This is a genomic window from Cupriavidus sp. 05L310, assembly GCF_056398185.1.
Genome location: NZ_JBFTOX010000051.1, coordinates 1 through 18,096, shown reverse-complemented (window position 1 = coordinate 18,096; position 18,096 = coordinate 1). Strand labels below are relative to the sequence as shown.

General features: G+C 62.2%; 15 protein-coding genes. 5 read left to right on the top strand and 10 right to left on the bottom strand.

Translation table 11 applies throughout. The features are described 5' to 3' along the window. Nucleotides 1-199 precede the first annotated feature (199 nt). Nucleotides 200-1,693 carry a hypothetical protein gene (locus AC1DS6_RS30515; RefSeq protein WP_477103796.1) on the top strand — a complete coding sequence of 498 codons (1,494 nt, stop codon included), beginning with the start codon at nt 200-202 and terminating at the stop codon, nt 1,691-1,693. After that, the gene (locus AC1DS6_RS30510) at nt 1,690-2,760 is read left to right on the top strand and encodes an RHS repeat domain-containing protein (RefSeq protein ID WP_253933405.1); all 1,071 of its coding nucleotides are present in this window, start codon (nt 1,690-1,692) and stop codon (nt 2,758-2,760) included. The genes AC1DS6_RS30515 and AC1DS6_RS30510 overlap by 4 nt, the downstream gene beginning before the upstream one ends. A 60-nt stretch (nt 2,761-2,820) precedes the next feature. On the opposite strand, the gene AC1DS6_RS30505 is transcribed toward AC1DS6_RS30510, so the two are convergent. From AC1DS6_RS30505 to AC1DS6_RS30470, 8 genes are all read right to left on the bottom strand, one after another. Then, nucleotides 2,821-3,291 carry a hypothetical protein gene (locus AC1DS6_RS30505; RefSeq protein ID WP_253933075.1) on the bottom strand — a complete coding sequence of 157 codons (471 nt, stop codon included), beginning with the start codon at nt 3,289-3,291 and terminating at the stop codon, nt 2,821-2,823. A gap of 232 nt (nt 3,292-3,523) precedes the next feature. Further along, nucleotides 3,524-4,195 (bottom strand): SOS response-associated peptidase, encoded by a 672-nt coding sequence (locus AC1DS6_RS30500; protein ID WP_477103795.1) that lies wholly within the window; start codon nt 4,193-4,195, stop codon nt 3,524-3,526. Between the two features lie 58 nt (nt 4,196-4,253). After that, nucleotides 4,254-7,406 carry an error-prone DNA polymerase gene (locus tag AC1DS6_RS30495; RefSeq protein WP_477103794.1) on the bottom strand — a complete coding sequence of 1,051 codons (3,153 nt, stop codon included), beginning with the start codon at nt 7,404-7,406 and terminating at the stop codon, nt 4,254-4,256. Nucleotides 7,407-7,416: 10 nt separating this feature from the next. Beyond that, complete coding sequence (locus AC1DS6_RS30490) at nt 7,417-8,880, bottom strand: Y-family DNA polymerase (RefSeq protein ID WP_477103793.1); 1,464 nt, start codon at nt 8,878-8,880, stop codon at nt 7,417-7,419. Beyond that, nucleotides 8,807-9,511, bottom strand: coding sequence for a translesion DNA synthesis-associated protein ImuA (imuA, locus tag AC1DS6_RS30485; protein WP_400101105.1), 705 nt, complete (start codon nt 9,509-9,511; stop codon nt 8,807-8,809). The genes AC1DS6_RS30490 and imuA overlap by 74 nt, the downstream gene beginning before the upstream one ends. Before the next feature lie 120 nt (nt 9,512-9,631). Then, complete coding sequence (locus AC1DS6_RS30480; protein ID WP_477103792.1) at nt 9,632-9,877, bottom strand: hypothetical protein; 246 nt, start codon at nt 9,875-9,877, stop codon at nt 9,632-9,634. Between the two features lie 18 nt (nt 9,878-9,895). Then, nucleotides 9,896-12,430, bottom strand: coding sequence for a DNA ligase D (gene ligD / locus AC1DS6_RS30475; RefSeq protein WP_477103791.1), 2,535 nt, complete (start codon nt 12,428-12,430; stop codon nt 9,896-9,898). A gap of 32 nt (nt 12,431-12,462) precedes the next feature. Next, entirely contained in the window at nt 12,463-12,687 is a 225-nt protein-coding gene (locus AC1DS6_RS30470) for a DUF2188 domain-containing protein (RefSeq protein ID WP_477103790.1), read from the bottom strand. Between the two features lie 240 nt (nt 12,688-12,927). Here AC1DS6_RS30470 and ku point away from each other — a divergent pair, with 240 nt between their 5' ends. After that, the gene (gene ku / locus AC1DS6_RS30465) at nt 12,928-13,836 is read left to right on the top strand and encodes a non-homologous end joining protein Ku (protein WP_400101099.1); all 909 of its coding nucleotides are present in this window, start codon (nt 12,928-12,930) and stop codon (nt 13,834-13,836) included. A 7-nt stretch (nt 13,837-13,843) separates the two neighbouring features. After that, the gene (locus AC1DS6_RS30460; RefSeq protein ID WP_400101097.1) at nt 13,844-14,653 is read left to right on the top strand and encodes a tetratricopeptide repeat protein; all 810 of its coding nucleotides are present in this window, start codon (nt 13,844-13,846) and stop codon (nt 14,651-14,653) included. A 288-nt stretch (nt 14,654-14,941) separates the two neighbouring features. Here AC1DS6_RS30460 and AC1DS6_RS30455 read toward each other — a convergent pair whose 3' ends face one another. Further along, nucleotides 14,942-15,142 carry a DUF2188 domain-containing protein gene (locus tag AC1DS6_RS30455; RefSeq protein WP_477103789.1) on the bottom strand — a complete coding sequence of 67 codons (201 nt, stop codon included), beginning with the start codon at nt 15,140-15,142 and terminating at the stop codon, nt 14,942-14,944. A 306-nt stretch (nt 15,143-15,448) separates the two neighbouring features. Beyond that, a complete protein-coding gene (locus tag AC1DS6_RS30450; RefSeq protein WP_477103788.1) occupies nt 15,449-15,766 on the bottom strand; it encodes a hypothetical protein in 318 nt (105 codons plus the stop codon). 667 nt (nt 15,767-16,433) lie between these two features. On the opposite strand from AC1DS6_RS30450, the gene AC1DS6_RS30445 reads away from it, so the two are divergent. Continuing rightward, nucleotides 16,434-16,751: a hypothetical protein gene (locus tag AC1DS6_RS30445; RefSeq protein ID WP_477103787.1), complete on the top strand. Its 318-nt coding sequence runs from the start codon at nt 16,434-16,436 to the stop codon at nt 16,749-16,751. The last annotated feature ends 1,345 nt before the right edge of the window (nt 16,752-18,096 follow it).

Genomic DNA, 18,096 nt, shown 5'->3' with positions numbered 1-18,096 from the left:
AGTTGACAAGACAAGACGCTCTCTACAAATCAAAGTCCTATCCAACTTTTCTGAGAATTCGATGGCCACCGGTCTCAGAAAAGATGGAGAATCTCCTCCGCGCGGTGGTTCGGCCGCTACCCTGCATCTGCGGTATTGACTTCCCGAGCGAAGTTATGGAGCCTATCGGCAGAACAAAGAACGGGGATAGGGGGAAATAATGACCAGGAAACGCTGCTTCGCACTGGGGTGCGCCCTGTTACTGGCTGCGTTCATTAAGCCTGTGTTCGCGCAACAGCTTTCCGAGTCGGAGCAAGTGCTCGCGGGATTGAAACGCATTTCGAAAAGCGCGGACTACCCTGCCGAACTCACGATTCCCGATCCCTGGATCGCTGCCTGCCTTGAACTGACAACGCCCGATGCGATCCAGCAAAGCAGCGAAGCGGCATTGGCGGCCTATCAAGCGCTGTTGTCGAAGCGCGCCACCATGGACGCCGAGGGTTTCAAGCGTGAGGAAACGCGGCTGCGCAGAGCCGTCGACAGTGTAAGCACTGGTGGGCAGGGGCATGCCCGGACTTGGAAAGTCGGCGCGATGCAGGGCGGCAAACAGCAGTCGGTTCTCATTGAACGCAACGGGGTGAAGTGCGCGGGAGCTGTGTTGGGATCTGTCCACACGCATCCCGAAAAGATATCTATCGAGTCGCTGTCGGACAGGGACTTCACCAACCACATCGCGGAACACCGCTCCGTCAGCATCGTGCTCTACAGCGATCGGATGTGTGCGCTGGTCACCGCCCATGAGCCCGCTGATTCGCGACGGGCGACGGTCTTACCGAGATTCACGGCTACGTGGGTCGCCTATTCCCCCTGGCGCATCGAAGGTTTACACGATGCCGTGATTCGTCACGGGGCACATATGGCCGAAATGTTCGGTAGCGCCTACTACTGCGGCGCGCTGGGCAGCCGCCTGAACCGCATGACGCCGGCTGAGGTCGATCCTGAAAATCCAGTGCTGGTGCTCGCCGCGAAAGCATGGGTCGTCAGCATGAAGAACCGCGCCCCCGGGAAGTGGTCAGCGATCGACTTCCCCTACACCCCTGAAATCGATCCCGGGTTCAAGGCCTATCTCGAGAGAAATTTTGGATCGACGAAGGCCAGATGGGCGTTGGAAGGAACACGCCAGAACCTTTTCGAACAGATCATCCTGGAAATGTACCCCGACGGTGGCTACGCGACAGGGGGAACCTATATTGCAATTCCGGACCAACGGGATGAGTCCAACCTGCCCTATTCGATCTATTTCAAATGCAATCCGTTGGGTGCCGCCCCCCATGCGGGGAAGCTGAATTGCGGTGCCACCTATGGCCTGCGCGGCGAAAAGCTCCGCATGGCCGAGGTGGACTACTCGGAGGCCAATGGCATTGGCACCGCACTCGATCTTGATGGCCGTACACCCGGCAAATACTGGTCGATCGAGGTGAACACCAAGACGGCCGTCACTACCCAGGGCGAGGTCATTGTGCATGACGGCACCAATGCGTTCTTCGAAATCACCGGCAAAGGCTCGATGCAAACGCCGGAAGTGCTCTACGAAGGGCAAATGGTGCATGGAAAGCCCGACGGCAGCGGGAAAGTGCGTCTCGTCGGAGACGATCGCTGGTACTCCGCCACCGCCAAGGATGGCGTTATCACAAAAGGAAACCCGTTGAAATGAAACGCCTGATCCATGCGCTCGTCGCGCTGTCGCTGTGCTCGCCGCTGTGGGCGCGCGCGGAAGTCGACCTGACAAAGCTGACCTACTGGCACGAATGGGTCATGACGCGCACCGACTGGGGCGATCTCGTGCAAACGTATCAGGGAAACAGCTCTTACGATGGCATGTTCGGACTCGGCTGGTGCGCGGCCATGCACGTGTCCGATCCAAAGCTCCGTCTCAGCGGGTTCCACGTCGACCTGGAGCAGTGGCTGTCGCTGCGCGGCCAGGCGATCGTCAACAACCGATGCGGCACGGCCAGCCAGAAAGGCCGTGAAATCATGTTTCTGCCCACATATGCCACGAAGAAGATGCTCAGGGATATGTCCGTGGCGGACTACGTCAAGCAGATGAAGGACGACGAGACGCTTGAATTCATCCAGGTGGGCGTCAAAGCGGAAAGCGCGTCGCTGAAGCTCAGCCGCACCGGAATGCGCATCTTTCCTGTTGGTCGGCCGGAGATGGGTTTCAGTACGGATGGTGTATTGCAGGTTATCGCCGCCACGACCATCGTCCGGGATGCGCGCGGCCGTATCTCTGGGCTCCGGGAAGGCAATACCGATACCATCCGCTTCGCCTACGGCGAAGACAACCACGTCAAGTCGTTCCGTACCGACCAAGACTATCAGGGAACCTTCAAGTACGACGCGAACGGCCGTCAGGTCGAACACGAGAATGCCTGGAAGAAGACCTACCTGTTTGACTTCGACCCGGCCGGACGGCTCCAAAGCGTCCACTGGCCCGACGGCACTCAGGTAACCATGTTCTATCTCGGCAACACCAGCAAGATCGCCAGCTTCCTCGAACGTGACGGCAGCATGGAGACGTACCGGATCATTGAGGGCGACACGTCAACCGAGCGTCGAGTCCTGGCCGCGCGCATGAAGGACGGCGTCAAGATCCATGAATTCGACGCGCAGTACTGGTTCACGGAGAACGGCGACTTGAAACAGGCCCGCGTTCGTCAGCGGACCAAGGACTCGGAGTGGACGGCGCTTGATGAGACCTATTCCCTCCAGACCAATTGACCATCCCACCTCCACCGCCACCTCCACCGCCACCGCCACCGCCAGCGACGCCTACGCCGATCAGTACACTATGCGGCGCGCCGAGCGAGATAGCCGCGCTCGACCAGTACTTGCGGTTAACTCGTTTGCAAAGCCTTCCCGAATCGTCGTCGACTTGACGGCGACGACTGTCTTGTAGCGCCCCGAGGTCGGCTGTCGAGCATAACGGCATCGGCCGCGTGTTCGCCCGATTGATTCGTCGGTGTCGTAGTCGCAGTCGTCACAGTGATAGTCGGCCACGGCATCCGGCGCACAGGCCAACTTTGCACCGCAGCCGGCGCAAGGTTGCCAGACGATCCACTCACCAAAGCGCGCTTTACAGTCGCAGTCTTCCAGCGGGCGCGCGCTCGCGAGCGCAACGATGTCGGTGTCCTTCCATCCGCATTCCGCTTGCATGAAATCCCGCACGGCCTGGGCATCCGGGAAGAACGTGCCATTGAATGCTCCTTGCCCCTGGGGGCGTCTCCGGAAGACCCCTCGACCAGCACGCATGGGGTCTCTCGCCCTGTTTTGATGTCGAACGCTTAATCTCCGGCTGCGAAAGGGAGTATTAGCCGATATGCCGCGGCAGCAAGCCCGCGGCGGACCATCGCCGCTGTACAAAGGTGCGCGCGAAAGTAACTGCGTAGCTGCGTGTGGGATAACAGCGGCGTTCGCCAACCGTCTCCAAGCGGGCATTGGTTGTGCTTACCCGAAGGGCGTACTCGCAGCGTCTGACCCAGGGTCACAGGCCCCTTGTTGCCGTCGGGGCCATTCGGAGTGATCTCGGCGCTGGTTCTGCCTGCATTTGATCGGCAGGGAACTCGCGCAGAAAGCTGCGCGCGACTTCTGGATCCCGGCAGGTCAGCCAGTCGTCCCATTCCGCCCGCGGTACGATCACGATCATCCGTTTTTCCTTGCCCGGGGCGTGGAAGCGGTTCATCAACGGATGCGTGTCCGAGTTGATGGTCAGCATGGTGAAGCTGAACACCTCGCCGCCGGCCTCGCCCGGCCAAGCGCGCCACAAGCCGGCGATGGCGAACTCGGGCTCGTCCTTGAGCCAGATCCGCCAGCGCACGGACTTCGTTTGCCCTGCCTCATAGAACGGCTCGTGGAAACTCGCGGCCGGCACTAGGCAGAGCTGACCCTTCTTCCAAGGGCCGGAGAACGACCGCTTTTCGCCGACCGTCTCCGATCGCGCGTTGGTGGTGTCAAACTTGGCCACGCCCAGTGGGATGCGGGTCTTGGGCACCATGCCGAATGTGCCCATCAGCGCCTGGCGCGTGCCGTCGCCGCCTACGATGATCGGCGCGGCATAGTCTGGCCAGGTCTCCGGCGGGTAGTCGAGGGGTGGTGGCTCGACACCATAGACGTCGCGCAGCAGCTGGGATTGCACCGGAAGGTAGTTGTTACACATTGCCAGCTCTCCAGGAATCCTCGAAATCGTATCAGGAAGCGCGCCTTATCTAGCCCCGTCAGCAAAAATCACGGCCGCTGGTCGGCAGCCGCCCCAATAGCGGCGTGAGGTCTACCATCCGCTGCGCGACAAGGTGCCGAACCTCGCCTTCGCATTGCCATTGCCCGAGGACACCGATCAGGCGTGCCCCAAGGACTTCCTTGCGGTACCGCTCCAATACCGATGGCCACACGATGACGTTCACCGTACCGGTCTCGTCCTCGATGGTCATGAACAGGACCCCGTTCGCGGTCCCTGGCCGCTGCCGCACCGTGACGATGCCGGCGCCACGCGCGAGCTGGCGGTTCTGGTAGCCGAAGAGGGTCGATGCGGGCTCGAAGCGATGCGCGGCAAGTTGTGCGCGGAGCAAGGCGAGTGGGTGCCGGTTCAGTGTCAGCCCCATGGACCGGTAGTCCCCCACGATCTCCTCGCCCTCGCTTGGCGGCGCAAGGGTTGGCAGTTCCTCCGTCAGGTCCGCAGGACGCAACAAGTCCTTGTCGGGCACGGCAACGGAGGCCTGCCACAGGGCCTGGCGCCGGTCTCCGGTGAGGGCGCGCAGGGTGTTCCCCGCGGCGAGCACCTGGATGTCGTGCCGGTCCAATGACGCGCGGCGGGCCAGATCCGTGGTGCTGGTGAATGCGCGCACCGAGCGCGCGTCTTCGATGCGCAGAGCGGCTTCTTGCCGCATGCCACGCAGCAGGGACAGGCCAAGGCGGACCGCCGGCGGCCTGCGCTCGCGCGGCTCCAGCGTCGAATCCCAGCCACTGACGGTGATGTCTGCTGGCAGGACCTCGACGCCATGCCGCTTGGCATCCTGCACGAGCTGGGAGGGGCTGTAGAAGCCCATGGGCTGGCTGTTGAGCATGGCACAGAGAAAAGCCGCTGGCTCGTGGCGCTTGAGCCAGGCACTGGCGTAGACCAGTAGTGCAAAGCTGGCCGAGTGGCTTTCCGGGAAGCCATATTCGCCGAACCCCTGGATCTGTCGGAAGATGCTCTCGGCAAATTCGCGCTCGTAGCCACGCTCGAGCATGCCGGAGATGATGCGGTCGTAATAGCGTTCCAGTCCGCCCTTGCGCTTCCAGGCGGCCATGGCCCGACGCAGTTGGTCTGCCTCGCCGGCGGAGAAGCCGGCCGCGAGCATGGCCACCTGCATCACCTGTTCCTGGAAGATCGGCACGCCGAGCGTGCGCGACAGCGCCTTTTCCATATCCGGGCTGGGATAGGTCACCGGTTCCTTGCCTTGCCGGCGGCGCAAGTAGGGGTGCACCATGCCGCCCTGCACCGGGCCCGGCCGCACGATGGCGACCTCGACGACCAGGTCGTAGAAGGTGCGTGGCTGCAGCCGGGGCAGCATGGACATTTGCGCACGAGATTCGACCTGGAACACCCCAACGCTGTCGGCGTGGCACAGCATCTCGTAGGTGGCAGGATCCTCGGCGGGGATGTCCTGCAGTTCGAATACCTCACCGCGCTGCTCCGAGACGAGGTCTAGCGCGCGGTGGATGGCGGACAGCATGCCCAGCGCCAGCACATCGACCTTGAGCAGGCCTACGGCATCCAGATCATCCTTGTCCCACTGGATCACACTGCGATCCGGCATCGCCGCGTTCTCGATCGGCACGAGGCGCGAGAGTTTTCCCCGGGCTAGCACAAAACCGCCGGAATGCTGCGACAGATGCCGCGGAAAGCCCAGCAGCTGCGTCGCCATGTTGGCCCACCGCTGGGTCAGCTCGCTCTCGATATCGACGCCGCTTCCCGCAAAGCGCTTGAGCAGGTCCGCTTTGCCGTCAAACCAGTGATGGGCCTTCGCAACCAGGTCGACGATGGCGGGATCGACGCCCAAGGCCTTGCCGGACTCGCGCAGGGCGCTGCGCGGGCGGTAGGTTGCCACGGCCGCGGCGAGGGCCGCCCGCGTGCGGCCGTACTTGCGGTACAGATACTGGATGACTTCCTCGCGCCGCTGGTGCTCGAAGTCGACATCGATATCGGGGGGCTCGGCGCGCTCTTTCGAGATGAAGCGCTCGAACAGCAGGTTGCCGCGCGCCGGATCCACCTCGGTGACGCCGAGGCAGTAGCAAACGGCAGAGTTGGCGGCGGACCCTCGGCCCTGGCACAAGATGCGGTTTGAGCGGGCGAAGTTGACTATGTCGTATACGGTGAGGAAGTACCGTTCGTACTGCAGGTCGCGGATCAGCGCCAGTTCGTGCTCGATCTGCGCTTGCACGGCATGCGGGATCCCCTGCGGAAATCGTCGGTGCGCGCCGATGTAGGTCTCGCTGCGCAGGTAGTCTGCCGGGGAGATGCCATCCGGCACCACTTCTTCGGGGTATTCGTAGCGCAACTCATCCAACGAAAATTGGCAGAGATTGGCGATGTGCAGCGATTCGGTCAGCAGCCGGTGCGGGTAGACATTGGCCAAGCGTAGGCGCGAGCGCAGGTGCTGTTCTGCGTTGGGGGTCAGCTGGTACCCGCAATCGGGCACGGCCTTGCCCAGGCGGATGGCGCTCAGCACGTCATGGAGCGGCTTGCGTGAGCGTACGTGCATCTGCACGTGTCCGGTGGCTACAACGCGCAGGTGATTGGCCGCGGCCGCTTCCATGACGCCCGCCCGATGGATGTCGTCCATGGCGCGGTACAACAGGGTCAGGCTCATCCACGCGCGACCCGGGAAGGTGGCCGTGATCCATGCGGCTTGGGTGTCCAGCCGCTCCGCCGGCGTGCAGTACTCCGGCGTGAAGATGATCGTGCAGTCGGGCAGGCCTCGCAGGTGCGCGTAGTCACCTTCCGGGGCATCCAGATCCCGGCGGGTAAGCAGGTAGGCGCCCTTTGCCGTACGGATACGGGCCAGCGTGATCAGCTCGCAGAGGTTGCCGTAGCCCTCGCGATTGCGGGCGAGGGCGACAAAGGAGACACAGGGGCTGCCGTCCGCATTGACCAGGCGAAACGATGCGCCGACTAGCAGCTTGAGCCCGTGCTTCTTGGCTTCCGCATGTGCCCGGACGATGCCGGCCAACGAACATTCGTCGGTGATGGCGAGCGCGCTGTAGCCCAGTTGCACGGCGCGCTCGACCAGCTCTTCCGCACGGGAGGCGCCTTCCAGGAAAGAGAAATTCGAGAGGCAGTGAAGCTCGGCATAGTCGGGCAAGCCGCCGCCGGTGCGCAGGGATTCCATGCCGCCACCTTCACCCGAACAGCCCGTGCAGGTACCACGTGGCCTCATCGCCGTCCCGGCTGCCCATGCGTTCCTGATAGACCCAGTAATGGGCGTGATCGCGGCCCTCGGCCACGTAATAGTCGCGCGTCACGAGCTCGCCGCTCCACCAGCCGGCCTCGATACGCTCCGGGGGAGAGACCATGCGCAGGGGCGAGCCATAGAACGGGCGGTGGTCGCGGATCAGCAAGGCAATCGGCTTGTCCAGCAGCCAGGTCGGGCGGGGCAGGGCGGGCGCCGCCGCGCTAGGCCGGGGTTTCCCGACGGCCGGCACCCAGGTGTTGGCTACCTCCGGCCGGTAGTCCGCACGCAACTCCGGCCGCAGGATGTTGTAGGCGCCAAGCCGTGCCGCGAGCAGCTCCATCACCCGGGCGTGGTCCTCGGGCGTGCCGCCGGGCTCAGGAAACAGCGATTCGCTCGGCGGCGCCTTGGCCTGCACGTCGGTGACGGACAGGCGCACCGCGATCATGGGGGCATCGACCTGCAGCTGCGCCAGCCGCTCTCGCAGCAAGCGCATCAGGTGATCCTCGCTCCAGCTGGGCTCTGCCAGCGCGATCTCGATGACGGTTGGCGCCAGCGCCTCGCGGCCGCGCTCGTGTTTGAGTTCCACCAGGACTTTGGTGACCGCCAAGTGGTGCGCGGCCAGCCAGCCCAGCATCTGCACGATGAGCCCGCGGCTGTAGAGCAGGGTGGCCTCCGCATGCTCGATGCGATCGGGGAGGTCGACCTGCGCGGAGAAGGTTGGCGGGGCCTGTAGCCATTCGAAGATCTCTGGCGCCTGGCCCAGGGCGCGATCCATCGTCTCGTTCAGTTCGCGGCCGCACCGACGCTGCAGCCCGGCCCGTGGCAGCCGGCGAATATCGCCAAGGCAACGACACCCCAGTCCATCCAGCCATTCCAGGAATGGCCGTGCGGCGGGCAGGGTGCCGACGGCGAGGGCGCCCAGCCGGCGTTCCAATGCCTCGATCTTGAGTGTGCTTCCACCGCCGGCGTGGGCCAACAGCCAAGCGCCTTGGGCCGTCGGCGCACAGCCGCAGGCCGCGCTGAACCCCAGCGCAGCGACCGAGGCGCGCATGCGGTGGCGCAACTGGCGGATGCCGCCGAACAGCCGCAGGCTGGCCGACACGTCGACCAGCACGGACGCTTCCTCGGCATGCACCACGTTGGGCGCGAACTGCAGGAGCGCCATGGCCACACGCTGCAGAGCGTCGGCTTCCTTCTCCGGGGCCCGATCGTATAGCAGGGTCTGCGGCGCGATGGTCAGCACACCGCCGCGGCGCATCTGCGGGCGGACGCCAGCCTCCGCCGCCAGGCGTGAGCCGAGGTGGACGCGTTCCTTGTCCAACACCGCCACAGCCAACTCAGTGGACCAATTCGGCCGGAAGACTTCGAGTGGCAGGGACGAGAGGTGCAGGCAGATCCAGAGGCGCAACATGACGGTGAAGCAGGATCGGCGACGGTTCCAGCAGGACGCGCACGGGCAGGTCCTGCTGCGGGCCGCGCCGCTTGATGAAGGAGAGATCGACGCCGCCGGCGGCGGGCGCAACCCCGATGCGCAGGGGCGCTGGCGACGCGTCGCGTGCACAGGCCAGGGGCCGCATGAGGAAAAACAGCGCCTCGCCACTCTGCGCGGCCAGGTGCAGGCGGCGCAGCGCGTCATTGCGGATATGGGTCTGCCAAAGCAGAACCGCGCCGCAAGTGCCGGCGCGCAGCAACTGCTCGGTGGCCCAAAGGGCATCGGCCGTACGCTGGCTGCGAATCCACAGCAGACGTTCGGGCGGCACGCCCCAACTGGCCAATGCGAGCGCCTGGGGCGTTTGCGGCGGTTGAATCAGGGCGATAGGCCGCTTACAGACCTCCGCCAGTGCGGGGCGCAGCAGGCGAAGCTCTCCCACACCCGGCTGGCGCACCAGAAGTTCGACCAGCGACGCCGTTGGCCAACCGCCACCCGGCAACTCGGCCGTCAGCACCGGATAGCCGGTGGCGACGGTGCGACCGTTCGCCCGGGCCAACTGGGCGGCTAACCAAAGGGCAGGATGGATGGATTCTGGATTGGGCGTCGGCATGGCGATTGGTTGAGTCCATGCAACCCAGTTTACTGTATATATATACAGTGGTCACGGATTTCTTCTCCCGAGCTTGAAAGTGCCTTAAGGGCCGCGTATTGAGCGGGCACCGTCGAGGTTTTACTCGGGGGCGTCTCCGAAGACCCGGATGGCTAGGTCGTGCTCGAATTTGGTTGACCAAGAATCACGAGACCCTGCCGCGTACTGCATCAATACGCCTGTCTCTGGCCTCAGCACGCTGACCAGGCGTTCCTGTTCCCCGGTCATGTCGCAGACGCTAAAGTCGGCGGCGATGAACCCGTGCCGACGACAGGCGTTGGTAAAGGCTTCGCGCTCCGCGGCAGGAAACGCATCTAGGGTTGCCATGGCAAATCCTCCAATCGACTAGCCAGCTAGCTTGCGGATGGCCGCACCAATTTGTTGCACCTTTCTAGTATCGGCGTACTCCGCCCACGGATCGACGTAGCCGGCGGCTTCCACGCGCTGCAGGGCGGTCTGGATCGTCCAATGATCGCCCGCTGTCAGTGCCTCCAGTTCCTCCCAGGATGCCGGCATCGAAACCCCGAGACCCGGCCGTGCGCGTGCAGAGAATGCGGACACCGTCGTCGCCCCTTGGCCGTTGCGCAGGTAGTCGATGTAGATCTTCCCAATCCGATTGCGCGGCCCGCTCTTAGAAACGAAGCGCTGCGGAATGGTCTGGGCGATATGAAGAACGACATCTTGTGAGAACTTCTTCACCGTGATCCACGGAAGTTTGGGCGCCATGGGCACAACGACATGCAGGCCTTTGCCACCACTGGTCTTGAGAAAGCTCACCAGGCCAAGCTCATCCAGCATAGACTTCGTCAGCATGGCGGCGTCAAGCATGTGCCGCCATGGCACGCCATCACCGGGGTCCAGGTCGAAGATGACGCGATCCGGCTTGTCGATGGCACGCTTGGTCGCATTCCATGTATGGAACTCGATCACGTTCAGTTGCGCTGCGGCGACAATGGCCGTCTGGCTGGCGATCTCCAGGAGTGGCGGATGCCCAGCCCATAGGCTGGCATTGAGGACGTTGATCCCCGGGATCTTGATAGTCTCGGCGTGCTTCTGAAAGAACAGCTGGCCGTCGATGCCCGTTGGCCCGCGTACCAAGGCCACAGGGCGCCCGCGGAGGTGAGGCAGCAGGTGCGGCGCGATGGCTTCGTAGAAACCGACCAGGTCACCTTTCGTCATTCCGGTCGACGGGTCAATCACACGTTCCGCGTTGGATACCTTGACCGAGCGCGCTGGCCGAGGCCGGGGCTGTTCCACATCGACCGGCTGCTCTCTTGTCACGTTGCCGGCTGTCTTGTCGGCGCGCAAGGCATGAAAGACAGGATGCCGGATTCGGCCTTCTTTGGTCCACTCGGCAAACGAGATCTCGGCCACCAGCTTCGGCTTGACCCATCGGGCGGCTAAGCGCGGTGGTGGCTTTCCAAAGGGGCAGACTGGCCCTTCCAGTTCGGTCAGCATGGCGAGCAACTTGGTCAACATGGGCGAATCCAGACCGCTGCCAACGCTGCCCGCGTAGTGCAGTTTCCCGGTTTGATCGTGCACGCCAAGCAGTAGCGCGCCGAGGCCTAGTCGGCTTCCCTTCGGGGCCGTGAATCCGCAGATGACGAATTCTTGCCGCTGTTTGCATTTGAGCTTGATCCAGCTGGGCGCCCGGGCGGAGACATACGGCGCGTCGACGCGCTTGCCAATCAGGCCCTCCAAGCCCATCTGGCACGCCGCGGCAAGAAGGTCGTCAGGCGTGCCCTCAAAGTCCGCGCTGTACCTGACTCGCGTCGCAGCTGGCACGGCTATCACCTCCTTGAGCAGCGCCCTGCGCTCGGCCAACGGGACCTGTCGTAGGTCGTGGCCGTGGAAGAAGGGGAGGTCAAAGACGAAGTACTGGATGTCCTCCACCTTCGATCTATCAAACGCATTCTGCAGCGCCTGGAAGTCCGTGGTGCCCTTGTCGCTGAGTATCACGATCTCCCCATCCAGCCAGGCGGAACCGAGGCCAAGAGCGCGAATCTCCGCCGCAAGCGATTTGAGGCGCGATGTCCAGTCATGGCCGTTTCTTGTGAAGAGACGGACATCGTCGCCGTCGACCCTTGCCAACAACCGATTGCCGTCGAACTTGATCTCAAAGGCCCATTGTTCGGCGTTGCGCGGCACCGCAGAAGCGAGCGTCGCCAGTTGCGGGGCCAACGCAAGCGGAAGGGGGGCGGGGCGTGCTGCAGCGGGTACGAGTCGGCCCTGCCCCGGGCGCGAGCGACGCTGCTTTGGCACGGCAGTCTTCGCGTTACCGCCGGCAGCCGATTTGCTGTTGCCCTGGGCCAGCACGCTGTCCGGCAGGGCCTCGGTGATGTCGTACTCGGCGGCAGAGCGCGCAAACGCATCCCGCTCCTTGATCAAGAGCCACGGTTCCTGACGCTCGTCGCCGTGGCCGTGCATTCTGACCAAGGTCCAATGACCATGTAGCTTCTCACCTTGCAGCTCGAACTTCAGCTTGCCGCTCTGGTAGCCGGCCACCGGATCGCCGACCGGCATCCACGTCCCTCGATCCCAAACGATGACTGTGCCGGCCCCGTACTCCTTGGGTGGGATCACGCCTTCGAAGCTCGCATAATCCAGCGGGTGATCCTCGACATGCACGGCCATCCGCTTCTCTGCGGGATCCAGGCTGGGTCCCTTGGGGACCGCCCAACTCTTGAGGGTACCCTCAAGCTCGAGACGAAAATCGTAGTGGAGCCGGCGAGCCGCATGCTTCTGCACGACAAAGCTCAGTGCGCCGCTGGCGGCGCTCGCGGCGGACACCTGGCCGCTCGGCTCCGTCGTCGCGGCGAAGTCCCGCTTCTGACGGTATCGCTCCAGGCTCCGCGCGTTGGTAGAGGCCGACTTAGCCATGGACTGAGTTCACAAACCGGGCGGCGCGGGTTTTACCCTTTCACCTCGCGGGGATCGTGCCCGTAACTGTTGCGCATGCGGATCTGCCCGTCTCGCCCATGGACCAGCAACTCGACGCTGTCCTGCTTTGCCTCCGTCGTGCCGGCCGCGATGGCGTCCTCTAGGTCGTCATGCGCAGAAGAGGGCTCGTGGGCGCCCTCGCGTACGACATGCCATTTATCGCCGTGTGGAACGACATGCACATTCTTGTTCGCCATGACTGTCTCCGTTTCGTCGTCCTCTGTGATCGCAGTATTTCCCCGTCCTAAGCGAACGGCAATAAGCCGCTGTCCGACACTGGGTATCGCACTGGTCGCCATGTAAGTCCGACAAAAATTACACGCACATGTTCTGCCACGAAGTGCTCGCCTATCCGCAAAGTGACAGTGGAACGCCGCAGGTTCGTCGGGCACGATCTAAGCTAGATCGGTGTACTCCCGACCCGTACGGTGATCGCCATGGCTGCCCGTTCCATTGCTTCCCTCTCTCTCAGCTTCGGCCTCGTGTCGATCCCCGTGAAGATTTTCAGTGCCACGGAAAGCAACTCGGGGGTCGGCTTCAATCTGCTGCACAAGGGATGCGGTTCCAGGCTCAAGCAGCAGTATGTGTGCATCCGCGAAGATGTGGTGGTTGAGCGGTCCGAGATGGTCAAAGGCTATGAGTTCGAAGCTGACCACTACGCTGTGTTTGAGCCGGATGAACTGAAGGCGTTGGAAGACGAGGCGAAGCACACGATCGATATCGTCTCATTCATGCCGGCCGGAGCCGTCGACCCCATCTATTTCGACAAGGCCTACTACTTGGGCCCGGACAAGCGCGGTGGTAAGCCATACAACTTGTTGGCCGAAGCCATGCGAAAGACGGGGACCTGTGCGCTCGCGCAGTGGGTCTGGAAAGGCAAGCAGTACATGGTGCAGGTGCGGGCGGTCGACGAGGGCCTGGTGCTCCAGCAACTCCTCTATGCTGACGAGGTCAGATCGATGCTGGATCTGCACGTGGAGAAAGCTGAGGTCCAGCCAGCCGAGCTGGCCTTGGCGGAACAGCTGATCGAACAGAACTCGGTGGAAGGGTATGACCCGACGGCCTACAAGGATGAGGAGAAAGACCGCATCTTGGCGGCGATCGACAAGAAGATCGCCGGCAAGAAGATCGCCGTGAGCGAGGAGCGAAGCGAACCGCGGCAGGGCGCGGAAGTGATAGACCTGATGGAGGCCCTGCGCGCAAGCATGGCCCAGCGCAAACAGGGCGGAACGAAGGCACCGGCCTCAGCGGCTGCAGCGGAGGGCAAGAGAAAGAAGACCGGGAAGCGTGCCACTGCGGCGCCAGCGCCCGCTCCCGCCAAGCGAGCTTCAGCGGCGAAAAAGTGACGGGCCGATGCCGACGTACACCCTGAAGGACGCCGAGACGATGCTGGGCATCCCGCGTTCGGTGGCCACCAGGCTGGTCACCGAGGGGATCATCACGCCCACACGCGGGCCGCGCCGGAAGCTTCTCTTCACGTTTCAGGACATGGTGCTTCTCCGGACTGCCAATTCGCTGCATGGCGCCAAGATCCCAACGCGGCTGATTGTCCGCGCGCTGGCGAGGGTGAAGGCTTCTCGCGGCACTGGCCAGCCGCTGACCGGTGTGCGGATTCGTGCGATGGGCAACGAAGTGGCGACAAAGGACGAGGGTAGGGGATGGCAGGCTGTGTCGGGCCAGATGCTGATGGACTTTGAGCCAGGTGAACCGGGCGCGGCGGTCGTGGAGTCTCTGCACGATGCACGGGCGCCGGAGGCCGACGCGCAGGATTGGTTTCTCATCGGTGCCGAGCTGGAAACGGAGAAGCCGATCGACGCCGAGGCAGCATACCGGCGGGCCTTGGCGGAGGATCCAACATTTCTGGATCCCTATCTCAACCTGGGCTGCATGCTGTGCGACGCGCGCCGGTTTGGCGAGGCGACCGAACTGTACCGCTCTGGCATCTCACAGCTGCCGAGCGAACCGTTGCTCCATTTCAACCTGGCCGTGGCGCTTGAGGACCAGGAACGCCCCGGGGAGGCACTCACCAGCTATGAGCGCTGCATCCAATTGGCGCCGGATTTTGCCGACGCGCACTTCAACGCCGCTCGTATCTACGAGACGCTCGGCAATGGTATGCGGGCGATCCGACATTTCAATGAGTATCGGAAGCTGCAGCGTTAGCGCGGCCTTCATGCCACTACCCCGGCGCGCCTCAATCGAGGCAAAGACCTGCGTGGTCGAGGAGTCGCTCACCTACACCGTTCAGCGCCTCAAGAGCGCGCGGGGGAGCGGTGTGAGCAGGCCGCTAAGCGCTGCGGCCTGCCGTAGTAGCAGTCGACAGACCGATTTTGGCCCGACAGATGCGCGAGACCATGGATCGGGCCAACGCAAGATTGATCGCTGCTGGGCCCTCCAGGAGTCGCGACAATGCGATCACGATGAAAGTTCGTTGCGTCTCGATCTTGATGATCAGTTGGCAGTATTAAAGCGGATTTGACCATCGCTACCGTGCACCAGCAATTCCACTTTCTCGCGCTGAGCGAGCGCGCTCCCTGCTTTGATCGCGTCTTCCTGGGTTTCATAGTGGAATAGTGCACGTAACGCCCCTTCCCGCTTGACGTCCCAGCCTGTGCCATGAGGTATGACATGGAAATTGCCCTTGTGTGTCATGGCGATCTCCTAGAAAACAACTTCGGTCACGCCGCTAACGGGAGCGGCTGCCGAATATACCGCAGCAGGCCGCTCGGCTCCTCGATGATCAGGTCTACTCCATGGCGGGCCGCTATGGCGCTTCCGACACTCAAGGCTTCGCCTACTTCTTCAAATTCCAGGATCGCAATGGCCGCACCACATGTTTTCAAGACCCAACCTGCACGCACTGCACAGACCATAATGTCTCTTCGCATCTCAGCTTCCACTTGACGGACATGCCTGAAGCGTAGGGAAGGCTTGTAAAAAATGCCATCGGGCACTGTCCTACTTAGTCGACGGTGAAGGCAATTCGCGCAGCCGTTCAAGCGCTTCAAGCGCAGTATTGCAGTCGTCTTCGCCGCGCAGTCGCTGGGTGTCGATGTAAATCAGTATCGATCTCACCACAATGTTCTTGTCCTCACATCGGGACGATGCCCCTGAGACGCACTCGATCTCAAGCTCCGATCGCAAGCTCTCGCGGACGAGGTCAATAAACAACGTGCAGGCGGAGGGGTACAAACTGCTCTCGGATGACGCAGCAGGAAGGCCGGCTGCAACAGCCACCGGCCACAGGATGCAGAGCTGAAACGTCAAGGTGATCAATCGCATTTTCTGCGACGGGGCTGTTGTGGAGGTGCAGATATCGCAAGACGTCCGCCTGCAACTGTGGCGGTGATCCCGGCTATCACCCCCATGGGACCCTCGGACAGATGTGGATCGCGTCCGGGCACATGATAGGAATGCATGTCTCTCACCCAAGGGTGTCATCGCTGATAGCTGTCCCTGCTGCTTAGTCAAAGAATATATACGCGGGAGGTAAGGCGGAGGGACTCGGCGACGCAGCCTGTGTTCAGGACGAGGTCGGCGGACATCAGTGTGCAACCTCGCACGGCGACAGGAACGGGTTCTCGGCCTTCGGCCATTTTTGCGATGGGATATCCAGCGTGAGCTATTCCGCTACCAATCTCCCAGAAGTCTGGACTGTCCAGTGCACAACAACCTTGTCGAAGGCTTCGCGAGCAAGCCCTTTGCCGACCCTGGAACACCGTCTCGACGAGGCCCGTCGCCTTGAGTCCGATGTGGAGTACTAGCCCGTGGCTGGTGGCTTTCGGTCCCCGTCGGCCTACGTAACGTTACCGATGGCGACTAGAATGGCAGTCTGAGAACCCGGAGAGCGCAGTACACCTTTGCTTTGTCGCCGTCGTCACTCGACAAGGGTGGGACGGATATTCCAATGCCCCGCCGAGGCGCTTATAGGACTGACAGGCCCATGCTTACCGCCGTGACGGGATCCATACTGCTTGAGGCGAGTTATATCGATGGCCATCACGAGGAGGCACGTTTCCCGTGTGAGGTGATTGAGATGACCCTCAACTTTTCCTGCCCTACTTTAATGGTGCGCGGCGTGGCCGTCCAACATCTGGTTGCTCTGAGATGGACGCCAGATCGAATCTCGTTCGTCGTTCCCGAAGTGGCGCAACTTTGGACATTTAAGCTCAGGGAACGACCCATCGCTATCGGCCCGCGCATGGCGCGTTTCGAACTAGCCAGCGCATTACCATTCACAAATTCCCCCGGCGATATTTGATGTATGACGTTGACGAAAGTCAGGGCATAGCTATCGAACGATCTGGCCGAGTTCTGAAGTTCGCCTTGTCTTCAACGCCGTAAACGTTTGCATTCTCGGCTAGGCTCGAGAGCGCTTGGTATGAACGCTGCCACAGCGAGTTGTGGCAGCCGTACAACGTTAGGGGCGGGCTTTCCTATTTGCCTATCAGTGCAGTACTGTGGAAGCTCTTGGGCATCAGGGAATACCATGCACAACAACAAGATGATCGAGACAGGGACACGGGTAGGGCGACTAGTAACGCTGGGTCCCCAATACAAGGTGGGGGATGCCTATTTCTGCGATTGCCGATGCGATTGTGGCGCGCTGAAGACGATCCGGACCAACAACCTCAGGAGTGGCGCAACCAAGTCATGCGGCCGCCTGCTGAAGGAGCTGAGAGAGGGGGCGATGCGATCAAGCGGCAACCCGGTGCATGCTCGCTGGGCGCAAGACAATAGAGCGCCCTAGGCTGCCGATCTCCTACGTCGCCCCCATCGTCCTGAGGCAAGCGTCGTGCGCAATGCGCGGGACCCAAGATCAAGAACCGTTCAGTATCGGCGCTGGATGCCCGTGTGCCTTTGCGATCCTCGGCCTCGTGGCTGAAGTGGTTTCGTCTGATCCGGCCGTCACGACCGTGAACGACGTGTTCGACCCCGCTCTGCTTCGCCCTTTCTGCGACAGCCTATCGGCCCGCAACCATGCCGACCACGTGGATGCAGGCGTTTCGAAAGCAAGAGGTGCTGGATTTTCCGATTTTCTGATGTGCTGCCGGGCGCAGAGACGCCAACGCGGCTTATGGGTCTAAAATACTCAGGTTCTGCGTCTATCTACTGTGAGAAACCGAAATTCGCCGGACTGCGATTCGCGAAGAATCAATAGCTTAACCGCTAATTCCGTTGCGACTCGGCTGTCTTAGTACCGGAATTAGCTGGACTGCCGTGACGACAAGCGCGAAATAGCTGGACCGCCGTGCGGGCGCATTTTTGCGCACAGTTCGCAGATTTCCACCCCAACCGCCGAGTGCGAACCCGTTGCGGTGCTCCTCACCGGTTGTTAAAGGCTCTTGCCGCCCCGCTGACATTGGCGTTTGCCTCAACGCATGACCGAAGTTGGCCCGGGAAGGACCTCCGCCGTTAGCTTCTCGGTCAACTCTTCGACCTTTTTCAGCCAGTTGAGGGCATCTCCTTATACAAAAGTCCAGCGTCCTGACCGGGCGCAGTGCGACCAGAATTTGATGGGACTTGGGCGGGAGGGGTTGTAAACTCGTGCGGATTCGCGTTTACTCCTGGCTTTTTTGAGCGCGAATGAACAACGAGTCGGGGGC

Coding starts and splice junctions, on each gene's coding strand:
- AC1DS6_RS30515 (WP_477103796.1), top strand. CDS start 200: ATGACCAGGAAACGCTGCTTCGCACTGGGGTGCGCCCTGTTACTGGCT.
- AC1DS6_RS30510 (WP_253933405.1), top strand. CDS start 1,690: ATGAAACGCCTGATCCATGCGCTCGTCGCGCTGTCGCTGTGCTCGCCG.
- AC1DS6_RS30505 (WP_253933075.1), bottom strand. CDS start 3,291: ATGCGTGCTGGTCGAGGGGTCTTCCGGAGACGCCCCCAGGGGCAAGGA.
- AC1DS6_RS30500 (WP_477103795.1), bottom strand. CDS start 4,195: ATGTGTAACAACTACCTTCCGGTGCAATCCCAGCTGCTGCGCGACGTC.
- AC1DS6_RS30495 (WP_477103794.1), bottom strand. CDS start 7,406: ATGGAATCCCTGCGCACCGGCGGCGGCTTGCCCGACTATGCCGAGCTT.
- AC1DS6_RS30490 (WP_477103793.1), bottom strand. CDS start 8,880: ATGTTGCGCCTCTGGATCTGCCTGCACCTCTCGTCCCTGCCACTCGAA.
- imuA (WP_400101105.1), bottom strand. CDS start 9,511: ATGCCGACGCCCAATCCAGAATCCATCCATCCTGCCCTTTGGTTAGCC.
- AC1DS6_RS30480 (WP_477103792.1), bottom strand. CDS start 9,877: ATGGCAACCCTAGATGCGTTTCCTGCCGCGGAGCGCGAAGCCTTTACC.
- ligD (WP_477103791.1), bottom strand. CDS start 12,430: ATGGCTAAGTCGGCCTCTACCAACGCGCGGAGCCTGGAGCGATACCGT.
- AC1DS6_RS30470 (WP_477103790.1), bottom strand. CDS start 12,687: ATGGCGAACAAGAATGTGCATGTCGTTCCACACGGCGATAAATGGCAT.
- ku (WP_400101099.1), top strand. CDS start 12,928: ATGGCTGCCCGTTCCATTGCTTCCCTCTCTCTCAGCTTCGGCCTCGTG.
- AC1DS6_RS30460 (WP_400101097.1), top strand. CDS start 13,844: ATGCCGACGTACACCCTGAAGGACGCCGAGACGATGCTGGGCATCCCG.
- AC1DS6_RS30455 (WP_477103789.1), bottom strand. CDS start 15,142: ATGACACACAAGGGCAATTTCCATGTCATACCTCATGGCACAGGCTGG.
- AC1DS6_RS30445 (WP_477103787.1), top strand. CDS start 16,434: ATGCTTACCGCCGTGACGGGATCCATACTGCTTGAGGCGAGTTATATC.